General features: G+C 64.7%; 10 protein-coding genes. 3 read left to right on the top strand and 7 right to left on the bottom strand.

Annotation, left to right across the window (positions count from 1 at the left end; all coding sequences use genetic code 11):
* Nucleotides 1–66: 66 nt before the first annotated feature.
* The 4 genes from grxD to FRAAU_RS13365 form a co-directional block, all read right to left on the bottom strand.
* On the bottom strand, nt 67–990 hold the full coding sequence (gene grxD / locus FRAAU_RS13380) for a Grx4 family monothiol glutaredoxin (protein ID WP_014404049.1): 924 nt from the start codon (nt 988–990) through the stop codon (nt 67–69).
* A gap of 244 nt (nt 991–1234) precedes the next feature.
* Nucleotides 1235–1459 (bottom strand): hypothetical protein, encoded by a 225-nt coding sequence (locus FRAAU_RS17605; RefSeq protein ID WP_014404048.1) that lies wholly within the window; start codon nt 1457–1459, stop codon nt 1235–1237.
* A 96-nt stretch (nt 1460–1555) separates the two neighbouring features.
* Nucleotides 1556–2179 (bottom strand): SGNH/GDSL hydrolase family protein, encoded by a 624-nt coding sequence (locus FRAAU_RS13370; protein WP_014404047.1) that lies wholly within the window; start codon nt 2177–2179, stop codon nt 1556–1558.
* Nucleotides 2176–3417, bottom strand: a complete 1242-nt coding sequence (locus FRAAU_RS13365; protein WP_041270595.1) for an aminotransferase class I/II-fold pyridoxal phosphate-dependent enzyme — start codon at nt 3415–3417, stop codon at nt 2176–2178. Before FRAAU_RS13365 ends, FRAAU_RS13370 begins: the two co-directional genes overlap by 4 nt.
* Before the next feature lie 166 nt (nt 3418–3583).
* Between FRAAU_RS13365 and rsgA the strand changes: the two genes are divergently transcribed.
* The 3 genes from rsgA (at nt 3584) to aceE (ending at nt 10177) form a co-directional block, all read left to right on the top strand.
* Entirely contained in the window at nt 3584–4633 is a 1050-nt protein-coding gene (gene rsgA, locus FRAAU_RS13360; protein WP_014404045.1) for a ribosome small subunit-dependent GTPase A, read from the top strand.
* 413 nt (nt 4634–5046) lie between these two features.
* The gene (locus FRAAU_RS13355; protein ID WP_014404044.1) at nt 5047–7332 is read left to right on the top strand and encodes an NADP-dependent malic enzyme; all 2286 of its coding nucleotides are present in this window, start codon (nt 5047–5049) and stop codon (nt 7330–7332) included.
* Between the two features lie 148 nt (nt 7333–7480).
* Nucleotides 7481–10177, top strand: coding sequence for a pyruvate dehydrogenase (acetyl-transferring), homodimeric type (aceE, locus tag FRAAU_RS13350; RefSeq protein WP_014404043.1), 2697 nt, complete (start codon nt 7481–7483; stop codon nt 10175–10177).
* Between the two features lie 101 nt (nt 10178–10278).
* Here aceE and FRAAU_RS13345 read toward each other — a convergent pair whose 3' ends face one another.
* The 3 genes from FRAAU_RS13345 to FRAAU_RS13335 form a co-directional block, all read right to left on the bottom strand.
* Nucleotides 10279–10617 carry a hypothetical protein gene (locus FRAAU_RS13345; protein WP_014404042.1) on the bottom strand — a complete coding sequence of 113 codons (339 nt, stop codon included), beginning with the start codon at nt 10615–10617 and terminating at the stop codon, nt 10279–10281.
* A 116-nt stretch (nt 10618–10733) separates the two neighbouring features.
* Entirely contained in the window at nt 10734–11405 is a 672-nt protein-coding gene (locus FRAAU_RS13340; RefSeq protein ID WP_014404041.1) for a glutathione S-transferase, read from the bottom strand.
* Nucleotides 11406–11437: 32 nt separating this feature from the next.
* Nucleotides 11438–12751, bottom strand: a complete 1314-nt coding sequence (locus tag FRAAU_RS13335; RefSeq protein WP_041270594.1) for a thioredoxin family protein — start codon at nt 12749–12751, stop codon at nt 11438–11440.
* Between the last annotated feature and the right edge of the window lie 110 nt (nt 12752–12861).

The raw sequence follows: 12861 nt of genomic DNA, 5'->3' as shown, positions 1-12861 counted from the left end.
AAGCCCGGGCAGGGCCCGGGCTTGTCGGGGTCCGTCCGGCAGTGCCGCACGGCAGGTACGGATCGATCAGTAGCGCGGCACGCTGCTGTCGATGTACTGGGCCCAGGCATCCATGCCGCCTTCCACGTTGTAGACCTTGGTGAAACCATGGGCTACGAAGCGCTCGGCGACGTTGCGGCTGGAAATGCCGTGGTGGCAGATAAAGGCCAGCTCGGTGTCCTTGGGCAGGGCCGACAAGGCTTCATAGCCTTCCTTGTCCAGCAGGCGGGCCTGGGGCAGGGGCGCGGCGGCGGCCAGGCCCTCGGCCGGGCGGACATCGATCAAGGTGATGTCACCGGCTTCCAGACGCTGCTTCAGCTGGTGCACGGTCAGGGCATGGATCTCGACCGCGCCGGGGAACTTCAGGCTCAGGCCTTCGCCCTGCACGGTGCTGACCCAGTCGATCACGATGCCTTTGGCGCGGGTGGCGCTGGAGGGATCGAAATGCACTTCGATGCCGTTGGACACGGCGACGATGTCGGTGGCACCGGCCGGGGCCAGCTGGAACCCGGCCTGGTAGTTCGGACCGATTTCCAGATGCAGGGCCAGGCCGGACGCATCGGCCGTGCCCTGGCGGATCGCCTCGGCGGCCTTGTCGGTAATGGTGATCTCGGGCGGGGTACGGTCCGGCGGTGCGACGCCGAACAGGGTGTACAGCTCACCGCTGGTGAACATCTGCCGGACGATGTCGGCGCCGCCCAGCAGGTCACCGTCCACATACAGCTGGGGAATCGTCGGCCACTGGCCGTATTCCTTGATCCCTTCACGGATTTCCGGGTCTTCCAGCACATTGACGGTGTGGTAGTCAGGCAGGATGTCGTTGAGGATATTCGCCACCGCGGCGGAGAAACCGCACTGCGGGGCGTGGCGGGTGCCTTTCATGAAAAGCACGACGCGGTGCTCCTTCAGCAGGCTTTCGATACGGTCGCGGACCGGCGTGGCGAGGGACATGGGATGCTCCAGCGGGAGGACAGGCGGCCAATTAGGCCACAACAGGGCAGGTCGGACAACGCGGGCTGCAGGCCGGCTGACCCGATGGCGAGCCGTGGCCGCCACCGGATCAGCCGGTTCCGGAGTCCGCATCGAGCGGTCAGTTCCGGCTGATATGCAGGCCGGCCCGGCGGGATTCAAGGGAGCGGGCAGGAAATCCGTGACGGATCGGGCCTGCTGGCCTGCCGATCAGCCGATGCAGCGCTCAGTCCGGCTGAAGCCCGGGCCAGCCGTTGCAGTTCGGCATGGCTGTGGCTGGCCTGCCGCCAGAGGGCCGCTGCAAGGCCCCGAGATCGATGATGTCGCCGACCAGATACAGCTGGCGACAATGCAGGTGCCTGAGAAAGTCCAGCCGCAGTTCGGCCTGGCAGCCCGGCGTGCCCAGGTGGGCATCGGACAGGAAGGCTGTGCGGCGATGCACATCTTCCATGCTGGAGCCCCTGTCGTGACCTGACTCGCGGGCAGACTGGCCGGTTCAGATCGCGAGGCGATGACAGTCGCGTGGCAATCCTGCGGCGCCAGCGATTCAGCGGGAGCCGGACGGCTGCTGCAGTGCCTGCAGCGCTTCGGGCAGCAGCTTTTCGGCCCAGCGCAGGTATTGCGCCGCGCCGGGGTGCAGGCCGTCGGCCGCCAGCTCGTCGGGATGGGCGCGGGAACAGGCGGTGACATCGATCCAGGCTACGCCCGCCGAGGCGCACAGGCCGGCGATCATGGCATTGTAGGCATCGATCTGGCCGGCGATGGCGGCGAGGTCACGGCCGCTGTCGCGGGCAAAGGTCGTGACCGACCAGTCGGGAATCGAGACTGCCAGCACCCGTGTCCGGTCACCGGCCAGCATGACGGACCGTTCGATCAGGTCGGCGATCAGTGACCGCCGGGAGGCGGCAGGATGGCCGCGATACTGGTCGTTGACGCCGATCAGCAGACTGACCAGGTCCCAGGGGCCGGGCAGCGCGGTTGCGCTGATGGCCTGAGCCAGCTCATCGCTGCTCCAGCCTGTGGTCGCCAGATAACGGACCGGATCCAGCACCAGACCGGCCGCCTGCAACTGCGCGGCGAGCCGTGCCGGCCAGCGCTCGGCCTCGGTCACGCCTTCGCCGATGGTATAGGAGTCGCCCAGGGCCAGATAGCGACGTGGCCGGGAGCTCATGCGACGGCCTGCCGGAGCGAGGCTTCGGCTTCGCAACGCTGCAGCGCCCGCTCGATCCGCTCGAACACGGTGGCCACCAGTCCGGCGGGCGGCAGCAAGGTCAGCCGCAGATGCCGGCTGCCCGCCAGATTGAAACTGCTGCCCGGGGTCAGCAGGACATGCTCGTGCTCCAGCAGCGACACGGCAAAGGCCATGTCGTCGAAGCCGGGCAGACGCTGGCTGCTGATCGACGGGAAGGCATACAGCGCGCCCAGCGGCGAGACCATCTGCAGATAGTCGCTGCGCCGGACCTCCTCGATGATGGCCTGACGGGTGGCTTCCAGCCGCCCGCCGGGGCCGGTCAGCGCCTGGATGGTGGGTGCGCCTTGCAGCGCCGGGATGATGGCCCATTGCGCCAGAATGTTCGGACACACCCGCAGCGCCGACAGCAACTGCAGGGCATCGCGATAGGCCGCCGTGCGGGCATGGGCACCGGACAGCACCATCCAGCCGACCCGGTAGCCGCAGGCCCGGTGGACCTTGGACAAGCCGCCGAAGCTGATGCAGGGCAGTTCGCCGCACAGCTCGGCCAGCGGCTGCATCGGCGTGTCGTCGAAGCGGATGTCGTCGTAGATCTCATCGCTCAGCAGCAGCAGCCGATGGCGCGCGGCAACCTCGACGATCTGCTGCAGCAAGGCGCGCGGGTAGACGGCACCGGTGGGATTGTTGGGGTTGATCAGCACGATGGCGCGGGTGGCCGGACCGATCAGGGCCTCGATTTCGTCGGGATCAGGCAGATGGCCGCGCTCGGCCGGGCAGCTGTAATAGCGTGGCTTGCCGCCGTTGAGATGGGTCGAAGCGGTCCACAAGGGATAATCCGGGCTGGGCAGCAGCACCTCGTCACCCGGCCGCAGCAGGGCCCGCAGACTGATGTCGATCAGCTCGCTGACGCCATTGCCGATAAACACATGCTCGGCATCCACGCCGTGACTGCCCCGCGCCCGGTGCACCTCGGCGATGGCCGCCCGTGCTTCGGTCATGCCCTGCTCATGGCCATAGCCCTCGCTGTCCTGCAGATGGCCGGCCACGGCCAGACGCAGGGGCTCGGGTGTGGCGAAGCCGTAGTGGGCGGGATTGCCGATATTGAGTTTCAGGATATCGGTGCCGGCCTGTTCCAGTTCGCGGGCACGTCTGGCCAGATGGCCTCGAATATCGTAGCGCACGTCCTTGAGGTGAGGACTGGGGGTGATCGCGGCCAAGGTCGAGCGTCCTTGCAGAGGGGGAGTGGCTTTTGCCGGTTTGACGGTACTGTATGCTATCAGTGCCCTTCCCCAGCGGCGAGGCATGGGGCTGTCCGCAACATGAACAAGCGCGGGCGGCTCTGAGGCATTCCATGCACCAGGCTTCATCTTTCCGGCATCCACAATGATCGACCTTCAATTTCTGGGCCGCATGCGGCGCATTGGCTGGCGCGGCGATGAGCCGCTGACACCCGGCCGCTTTGCGCGGGTGGTGGCCCAGCACCGCGCAGGCTATGAATTGCACGATGGCGAGTCGGTATTCGGGGCCCAGCCGGCCGGGCATTTCCTGAAACGGACGCTGGACCCTGCCCAGCGTCCGGCCGTGGGTGATTTCGTCGAGATCGAGGCGGGCAGGCCGCCGCATATCGTGCGGATCCTGCCTCGGCGCACGGTGCTGTCTCGAGCGGCGGCCGGTGAGCGCTATGACCGGCAGGTGATCGCCACCAATATCGATTACGTGCTGATCCTGACCGGCCTGGACGGTGACTTCAATCCGGCCCGGATCGAGCGGTATCTTTCACTGACCGAGGGCTCAGGGGCCTGTTCGGTGGTCTTGCTGAGCAAGCTGGATCTCTGCCCGGACCCCGAGGAGCGGCTGCGCACGCTGCGCGAACGCCTGCCCGAGGGCACGCCTATCCATGCCGTGAACGGCCGGGATGTCCAGAGTCTGGCTGCACTGACGCCTTATCTGCAGGAAGGCGACAGTGCCGTGCTGGTCGGCTCCTCCGGGGCGGGCAAATCGACCCTGACCAATTCCCTGCTGGGCGATGCCCGCCTGGCTACCGGAGCGGTCCGTCAGCACGACAGTCGCGGCCGGCATACCACCACGTCGCGGGCACTGCTGCAGCTGCCCACCGGCGGTTGCCTGATCGACACGCCGGGCATGCGCGAGCTGAAGCTGACCGGTGAAGAAAACCTGGAACTGTTCGCCGATATCGAGGTGCTGGCCAGCCAATGCCGGTTCTCCGACTGCGGTCATCAGAACGAGCCCGGCTGCGCGATCCAGACGGCGCTGGCCAGCGGCGAGCTCGGTCTCAAGCGCTGGCAGCATTATCTCAAGCTCAACGAGGAGCGCGAGCAGCAGGCCTTGGTGATGGAAGCGCGACTGAAACGTCAGCGCGACCATCGCACGACCCGGACGCGCCACAAGCCGCGCGGCCGGAACGAGGACTGAGCACGTCCGGCGGCGGGGACGGGCTGTACGATACCTGGCCGGATCTGACGGCAGCGGCGGAACGCGACCATCGATCCAGACTTTGAGGTCACCGATCCAAGCCTTGAATCGCATGCCCGGAAGGGCGGGCAGCATGTTGTGGCGGGTCGGCCGGTGGCAGGCAAGGTCGATATGCGTTTATGACCGGCCGAGGGCCGCCCATGGGGTGATATCCGTCATGGCCATCGGTCGTGCCGGCATGGCTTGCGCCGCAAGCAGCGTATGGGCAGGGTGTCGCGAGTTGTTGCGAATGGCCGTCCGACCGCTGCCTGTTGCGGTGCATCATCCTGTCGCAGGCGGGATGTAGTGCTACTATCGGGCCAGCGAACGGCGTCCGCGCCGATCTTCCCCTCCGTCACTGACAGCATGGTCCGATGGCACTCCCCGAAGAACTCCGTCAAGCCGCTCTTGAATATCATCGTCTGCCGCGTCCCGGAAAGATCAAGGTCACGCCGACGACGTCACTGCTCAATCAACGCGATCTCTCGCTGGCCTATTCGCCGGGCGTGGCTGCGGCCTGCGACGCGATCGTGGACGATCCCGGCCAGGCCGCGCAGCTGACCGCACGAGCCAATCTGGTGGCGGTGATCACCAACGGCACGGCTGTGCTGGGCCTGGGCAATATCGGGCCGCTGGCTTCCAAGCCGGTGATGGAGGGCAAAGGCGTGCTGTTCCAGAAGTTCGCCGGCATCGATGTGTTCGACATCGAGATCGACGAGCGCGACCCCGAAAAGCTGATCGACATCATTGCCAGCCTGGAGCCGACCTTCGGCGGCATCAATCTGGAAGACATCAAGGCGCCGGAGTGCTTCGTCGTCGAGCGTACCCTGCGCGAACGGATGAAAATTCCGGTGTTCCACGACGACCAGCACGGCACCGCGATCATCGTCGGGGCCGCCTTGCTGAATGCCTTGCAGGTCACCGGCAAAGAGGCAGGCAACATCAAGGTCGCCACCACCGGGCTGGGCGCGGCAGGCATCTCCTGCCTCAATATGCTGATCTCGCTGGGCGTGAAGATCGAGAACATTCTGGGCTACGACATCAACGGCGTGGTCCATACCGGCCGCACCGATCTGGATCCGGAAAAGGCCCGTTTCGCCCGCGAGACGCCGCTGCGGACCCTGGCTGAAATCGTGGACGGTGCCGATGTGTTCCTGGGCCTGTCCGCTGCGGGCATCCTGACCAAGGAGATGGTCGCCACCATGGCGCGGCAGCCGATCATTTTCGCGCTGGCCAACCCCAATCCCGAGATTCTGCCGGAAGATGCAAGGGAAGTCCGGCCGGACTGCATCATCGCCACCGGCCGATCCGACTATCCCAACCAGGTCAACAACGCGCTGTGTTTCCCCTATCTGTTCCGTGGCGCGCTGGATGTCGGCGCCACCGTGATCAACGAGGAAATGAAGATCGCCTGCGTCAAGGCCATCGCGGAACTGGCGAGGCGGGAGTCTTCCGACGTCAGCGCCCGCGCCTACGGCGGCAAGGCCCCCAGCTTCGGCCCCAATTACCTGATTCCGCAGCCTTTCGATCCTCGTCTGCTGATCCAGTTGCCGCCGGCGATTGCCCGTGCGGCGATGGATTCCGGGGTGGCGACCCGACCGATCGAGAACTTCCCGGCCTATCTGGACACCCTGACCAGCTTCGTCTACCGCACCGGTCTGCTGATGAAGCCGATCTTTGATCGCGCCAAGAGCGACCCCCGCAAGGTGGTCTTTGCCGAAGGCGAAGAAGAAGTGGTGTTGAGGGCGGTGCAGACCATTGTCGATGAGGGCCTGGCCAGACCGATCCTCATCGGCCGTCCCGAGGTGATCGAACGCAGGATCCAGCGTACCGGCCTGCGTATTGAAATCGGGAAGGACATCGAGCTGTGCAATATCCACTCCGATGCGCGCTTCGATGATTACTGGCAGCTTTACCACCAGATCATGCAGCGGCGCGGGGTGACGCCGTCGATGGCCAAGGCGGTGGTGCGTTCGCGGCCGACGGTGATCGGTTCGCTGATGGTGGCTCGCGGCGAAGCCGGGGCCCTGATCAGCGGCATGGTCGGTCAGTTCCAGAGCAAGCTGGACAACATCAGGGATATTCTGGGACTGGATCCGCAGGTCAGCTCGCCGTATGCGATGACGGTGCTGGCGACCGAGTCCGGTCCGTTCTTTTTCCTTGATACCCATGTCCAGGAGGAGCCGACCGCGGAGCAGATCGCGGAGGCCACCATTCTGGCGACCCGCCGGCTGAAGCTGTTCGGCATCGTGCCGAAGGTGGCCCTGCTGTCGGCCGGCAACTTCGGCAGCCGCGACACGGCCAGTGCCCGCAAGATGCAGAAAGCTCTGGAACTGATCCGCAAGGCCAAGCCGCGTCTGGAAATCGAGGGCGAGATGCAGGCCGACGTGGCGATGAATCCGGAGCTGCGCAGCCGGCTGTTTCCCAATACCTTGCTGGAAGGCAAGGCCAACGTGTTCGTGTTCGCCAATCTGGACGCGGCCAATATCGCCTTCAACCTGAGCAGGGTGCTGTCCGACGGCGTGGTGATCGGCCCGATCCTGATGGGGATCGCCAAGCCGGCCCATGTGATGATGCCGCAGTCGACCGTGCGCCGTATCATCAACATGACGGCGGTGGCCTGCGTCGAGGCGCAGATTCGCGACAGCCTGGCCAGCTGAGCGCAGTGGATGCGACGGCCTGCCGCCGCATCCACCTGCCGGACCGGCAGCCAGCTACACTCCGGCGCCAGCCTCAGGGCTGAGGCGCCTGTTGCTAAAGATCACGGCCTGCCCGGTCCCGGCCGGCGGCCACAGACTGGAGATATTCATGGATCAACTCGACGACATCTTGCATCAAGATCTCGATCCGACTGAAACCCGGGAGTGGGTGGAGTCGCTTGATGCGGTGATCACTCACGACGGCACCAACCGGGCCCATTATCTGCTGGAGCGGATGGTGGAATCCACGCGTCGTGCCGGCGGCTATCTGCCGTTTGATCCGACCACCGAATACGTCAATACCATTGCTCCTGCCCAGGAAGCCAAGTGCCCGGGTGATCCGGCGATGGAATGGCGGATCCGCTCGCTGATCCGGTGGAACGCGATGGCGACCGTGGTGCGCGCCAATCGCAAGCCCGGCGAGTTGGGCGGGCATATCGCCAGCTTCGCGTCTTCGGCCACCTTGTACGACGTGGGCTTCAATCATTTCTGGCGAGCGCCGAGTGCCGAGCATCCCGGCGATCTGATCTTCTATCAAGGCCATTCCAGCCCGGGCATTTATGCCCGCTCCTTTCTGGAAGGGCGGATCAGTGCCGAGCAGCTGGATCTGTTCCGGATGGAAGTCGCTGGCCACGGCCGTGGCGCCCTGTCCTCCTATCCCCATCCCTGGCTGATGCCTGACTATTGGCAGGTGCCGACGGTATCGATGGGGCTGGGACCGATCCAGGCCATCTACCAGGCCCAGTTCTGGAAATATCTGGAACATCGCGGCTTGATGCCCAAGACCGATCGCAAGATCTGGTGCTTCATGGGCGACGGCGAGACCGACGAGCCCGAATCCCTGGGGGCCATCGCCCTGGCCGGACGCGAGGGCCTGGACAATCTGGTGTTCGTGATCAACTGCAATCTGCAGCGCCTGGACGGTCCGGTGCGTGGCAACGGCAAGATCGTGCAGGAACTGGAAGGCGTGTTCCGCGGTGCCGGCTGGAATGCCATCAAGGTGTTGTGGGGCAGCTACTGGGATCCGCTGCTGGCCCGTGACACCTCCGGCCAGCTGCGCAAGCTGATGATGGAGACCGTCGACGGCGAATACCAGGCCTGCAAGGCCTTCGGCGGCGCTTATACCCGCGAGCATTTCTTCGGCAAGTATCCGCAGACCCGCGAGCTGGTCGCCAATCTGTCGGACGATGACGTATGGCGTCTGAACCGTGGCGGTCATGATCCGCACAAGGTCTATGCCGCCTATCATTCGGCCGTCAATACCAAGGGCATGCCGACCGTCATCCTGGCCAAGACCGTCAAGGGCTACGGCATGGGAGCGGCCGGCGAGTCGCAGAATCCGACCCATCAGCAGAAGAAGCTGGATGCCGATGCGGTTCGTCACTTCCGTGACCGCTTCAATATTCCGGTCAGCGACGACAAGCTGGGCGAGGTGCCTTACTACCATCCCGGCAAGGATTCGCCGGAAGTGCAGTACATGCTGGAACGGCGCGCCGCCCTGGGCGGATCCTTGCCGCAGCGTCGCCGCACCAGTTCGATCCAGCTGAAGGCGCCGCCGCTGTCGGCCTTCGAGCAGATCACCAAGGGCAGTGGCGAGCGCGAGATCTCCACCACCATGGCCCTGGTCCGCGGCATGAATCTGCTGTTGCGTGACAAGCAGATCGGCGAGCGCGTCGTGCCCATCGTGGCCGACGAAGCACGTACCTTCGGGATGGAAGGCATGTTCCGGCAGATCGGCATCTATGCTCCGTTCGGCCAGAAGTACCGGCCGCAGGATGCCGACCAGTTGCTGTATTACCGCGAGGACCAGAAGGGACAGGTGCTGCAGCAGGGGATTTCCGAGGCTGGCGGCATGGCCGCCTGGATGGCTGCAGCCACCAGCTATTCGATCAGCGACCAGCCGATGCTGCCGTTCTTCATCTACTACTCGATGTTCGGCTTCCAGCGCATCGGTGATCTGGCCTGGGCGGCGGGCGACTCGCGTTCGCGCGGTTTCCTGGTCGGTGGCACGGCAGGGCGGACCACCTTGAACGGCGAGGGCCTGCAGCATGAGGACGGTCATTCCCATCTGCTGGCCGGCACGATTCCGAACGTGCGCGCCTATGATCCGACCTTCTCCTACGAGGTGGCGGTGATTCTGCAGGACGGCATCAAGCGGATGCTGGAAGATCAGGAGGATGTCTACTACTACCTCACGGTGATGAACGAGAACTACACCCATCCGGATCTGCCGGTCGGGGTGGAGTCGGACATCATCAAGGGCATGTATCTGTTCAAGGATGCCGGCAAGCCGAAGAAGAACGAGACACGGGTGCAATTGCTGGGCGCCGGCACCATCCTGCGCGAAGTGATTGCCGCCGCCGAACTGCTGGAGAAGGATTTCGGCGTCAGTGCCGATATCTGGTCGGTGCCCAGCTTTGTCGAGCTGCGTCGCGACGGCTTCGATGCCGAGCGCTGGAATCGTCTGCATCCGGAATCGGAGCCGCGGGTTCCCTATGTCACAGAGCGACTCTCGACCCAGGTGGGGCCGGTGATTGCCGCCACCGACTATGTTCGTGAGTATGCCGACCAGATCCGTGCCTTCATGCCTGACGGCATGCGTTACACGGTGCTGGGTACCGATGGTTATGGCCGTTCCGATACCCGTGCCCATCTGCGCGGTTTCTTCGAGGTGGATCGCTACTGGATCGTGGTCTCGGCCTTGTCGGCCCTGGTCCGCGAGGGCAAGGTCCATGGCAAGGATGTGACGCGGGCGATCAAGGAATATCAGCTGGATCCCGAAAAGCCCAATCCGATGTCGGTCTGAATCGGCAGAACATGAAAAGGCCGGCATCATCGATGCCGGCCTTTTCATGGCGTCGGGACAGAAGCCGCGGCCAGCCCGCTTCCGTTCCGCAGCTCAGTGACTCAATCTTCCTCGTCGCGACTGCGGGTCAGATGACGCAGGGCGAGCAGGGCACCGATGGTGCCGGCGACGATGGCCGCCGTGCTGACCGGATGACGCTTCACGTGACGCTTGGCGCGACGGAACTGGTAGTTCGCCTCGTCGGCGGCGTCTTCCAGATAATGCGCCGCACGGGTGGCGTAGTCATGACGCCGATCGCGTAGCTGGCGCGTCTTGTCACGACCACGCTTGATCAGCTCGTGGGTCGCATCGACAGCATCCGAGGCATAGTGGCGGGCCTTGTCACCCACGCTCTGGCTGATGTCCTGGACCGACTGTTCGATTTCGCGCTGCTTGCTCATGCGGGACTCCCTTGGATTCTTTGCCGAACCCTGATTTTCCACCTCTGGGCGGATTTGTGGGCATTTTGCGAAATCACGGGTCAACCGCGATTCAGTCAACATAGCCCTGTCCCCGCTCAGGCATAGGCATAGGCGCCACCGCGCTGCAGGGCACGCTGCCAGGCCGGGCGCTGGTGAATGCGCTCCAGAAATGTCTGCAGCCGGGGATGTCGCTTGCCGTCCAGTGCGCCCCGCGCGGCCGCGGCCTCCAGCGGAAAACTCATCTGGATGTCGGCGGCAGTCATGCTGCCACCGGCAAACCACTCCGATCCGGCCAGGTGCGACTCCAGATAATCCAGATGCAAGGCCAGCTGCGGACTGATGAAGGATTGGCTGACCCTGGCATCGACACCCCGGATCACCGGTCTGACCAGCCAGGGGGCCGGCGCCTTGCGGACCTGGTCAAAGACCAGTCGCAGCAGCAGCGGAGGCATCAGCGACCCCTCTGCATAATGCAGCCAGTAGCGGACCTGCTGGCGCTGCGCCCCGTCCTCCGTCGGCCAGAGCCGTCCGCGTCCGTAACGATCAGCGAGATACTCGATGATCGCCCCGGACTCGGCCAGCACCTGGCCATCGTCTTCCAGCAGCGGGGATTTTCCCAGGGGATGGATCTTGCGCAGTGCTTCAGGAGCCAGCAGGCTGACCGGGTCACGCGAGTAGTGCCGGATCTCGTAATCCAGCTCCAACTCCTCCAGCAGCCACAGGATCCGCTGGGAGCGGGAGTTCTCCAGATGATGGACGATGAGCACGGGCTTCTCTCCTGGCGACGTAGGGGCCGCGATCAGCTTTTTACGCTGGCTTTCAAGGCCGCCGCCTGTTGCGGGAACCAGGGGCCGTTGGCAGCCAGGGCCTTGTCGACGACCTTGCGCGCTTCGGCATTGCGGTGCAAGGCCTGCAGCGCCTTCACCTCGGCTGCGGCCACCGCCAGCCGGTTGATGCCGAAAGCCTTGCCTGCGGCCTGCTGCAGCCATGGCAGGGCCTTGGCCGGCTGGCCGGCCTTGAGCAGCGACTGGCCATAACGATAGGCATAGACATAGTCGTCAGGATAGGCGCTGATCAATTGACGTTGCAGTTCATCCAGTTCGTCAGTGCGCCCGGCCCGGGCCAGATAGACCCGCAGATTGTCGGCCAGATTGCGGTCAGCCGACAGATGGCCGCCGATGCGCTGGCGGCTCAGGTCTATGGCCTGATCCAGAATCTTCCGCTCGCCGGCAGCGTCACCCAGCTGGGCATCCAGATCGGCCAGCGCCAGCACCGCGCTGCGCTGATCGGCGCAGACCGGCGGCAGGGGCAGGGCCTGCTCACGGACGTAGTCGGCCAGTGTCTGCTGCTGTGGCTGCAGCAGCGACTTGCGGCGATCAGCCGGCAGGGCTTCAGTCGCCGTCAGCAGATTGTCCACGATATAGGGCCGGTCGCAGCCGACATCACCGGCCAGCAGGGCGGTGGCCATGTCAATCACCGCCGGACCGCGATGATCGGCGACAGCCTGGTCCAGCTGCAGTCGGCGATGGGCGAGGGCGGCACGATCATCCTGGTCCACGACATGCTGTACGGTGGCCGGCAGGCTGGCCAGCCATTGCAAGCCGGCTTCCGCCTGGTTGCGTTCATGGTAGGTTTCCAGGACCTCGGCAACGGCAGCCAGCGAGCCGGCGGAAGCCTTCTGCCGCAATCCGTCCAGAGTATCGCCATGTTGCAGGATGGCGGCTATCTTCGGATAGAAGGCATTGCGCGGCTGTTCTGCCAGAATCCGGCCCAGCTCCTGGCCCTGGCCGTTCAGCACGACATAGCTGGGCAGGAAGCTGATCTTCAGCTTGTCCATCCACTGATGGCCGTTGGGCGTGTCGGCATCGGCATCGACAAAGACCACTTTCCGGCGAAGCCCGGCCCATTCGGCGCCGGTCAGCACATGGCTGGCCATGTAGTAGCAGGAATAGCACCAGGTGGCGTGGAAATCGATCAGCACCGGCTTGTGCTGCTGCTGCGCCAGCTGCAGGGCCTGCTCGACGGTGGCCGCATCGGCCTTGTCGGGCGTGGCGGCCTGCGCCATGGGGGCCAGCAGCAGGGCGGCCCCAAGGGCCAGAACGGGGGAAAGCATGCGTTTCATCAACTCGGCGCTCGCAAGACGGGATAACACGCCAGATTAGGCATTTATGCCTTGCGGAGCCAAGTGCCGTTGGCCATAAGCCGGGTTATAAGTCTCGGAGC

The sequence above is a fragment of the Frateuria aurantia DSM 6220 genome (genome assembly GCF_000242255.2).
GTDB classification, from domain to species: Bacteria; Pseudomonadota; Gammaproteobacteria; order Xanthomonadales; family Rhodanobacteraceae; genus Frateuria; species Frateuria aurantia.
The sequence above is the reverse complement of the archived record's forward strand: the minus strand, read 5'-3'. Positions and strand labels throughout refer to the sequence as shown.

What these genes read in the sequence shown, in the direction of transcription:
- aceE (WP_014404043.1), top strand. Translation starts at nt 7,481, where the DNA reads ATGGATCAACTCGACGACATCTTGCATCAAGATCTCGATCCGACTGAA.
- FRAAU_RS13345 (WP_014404042.1), bottom strand. Translation starts at nt 10,617, where the DNA reads ATGAGCAAGCAGCGCGAAATCGAACAGTCGGTCCAGGACATCAGCCAG.
- FRAAU_RS17605 (WP_014404048.1), bottom strand. Translation starts at nt 1,459, where the DNA reads ATGGAAGATGTGCATCGCCGCACAGCCTTCCTGTCCGATGCCCACCTG.
- grxD (WP_014404049.1), bottom strand. Translation starts at nt 990, where the DNA reads ATGTCCCTCGCCACGCCGGTCCGCGACCGTATCGAAAGCCTGCTGAAG.
- FRAAU_RS13370 (WP_014404047.1), bottom strand. Translation starts at nt 2,179, where the DNA reads ATGAGCTCCCGGCCACGTCGCTATCTGGCCCTGGGCGACTCCTATACC.
- FRAAU_RS13335 (WP_041270594.1), bottom strand. Translation starts at nt 12,751, where the DNA reads ATGCTTTCCCCCGTTCTGGCCCTTGGGGCCGCCCTGCTGCTGGCCCCC.
- FRAAU_RS13355 (WP_014404044.1), top strand. Translation starts at nt 5,047, where the DNA reads ATGGCACTCCCCGAAGAACTCCGTCAAGCCGCTCTTGAATATCATCGT.
- rsgA (WP_014404045.1), top strand. Translation starts at nt 3,584, where the DNA reads ATGATCGACCTTCAATTTCTGGGCCGCATGCGGCGCATTGGCTGGCGC.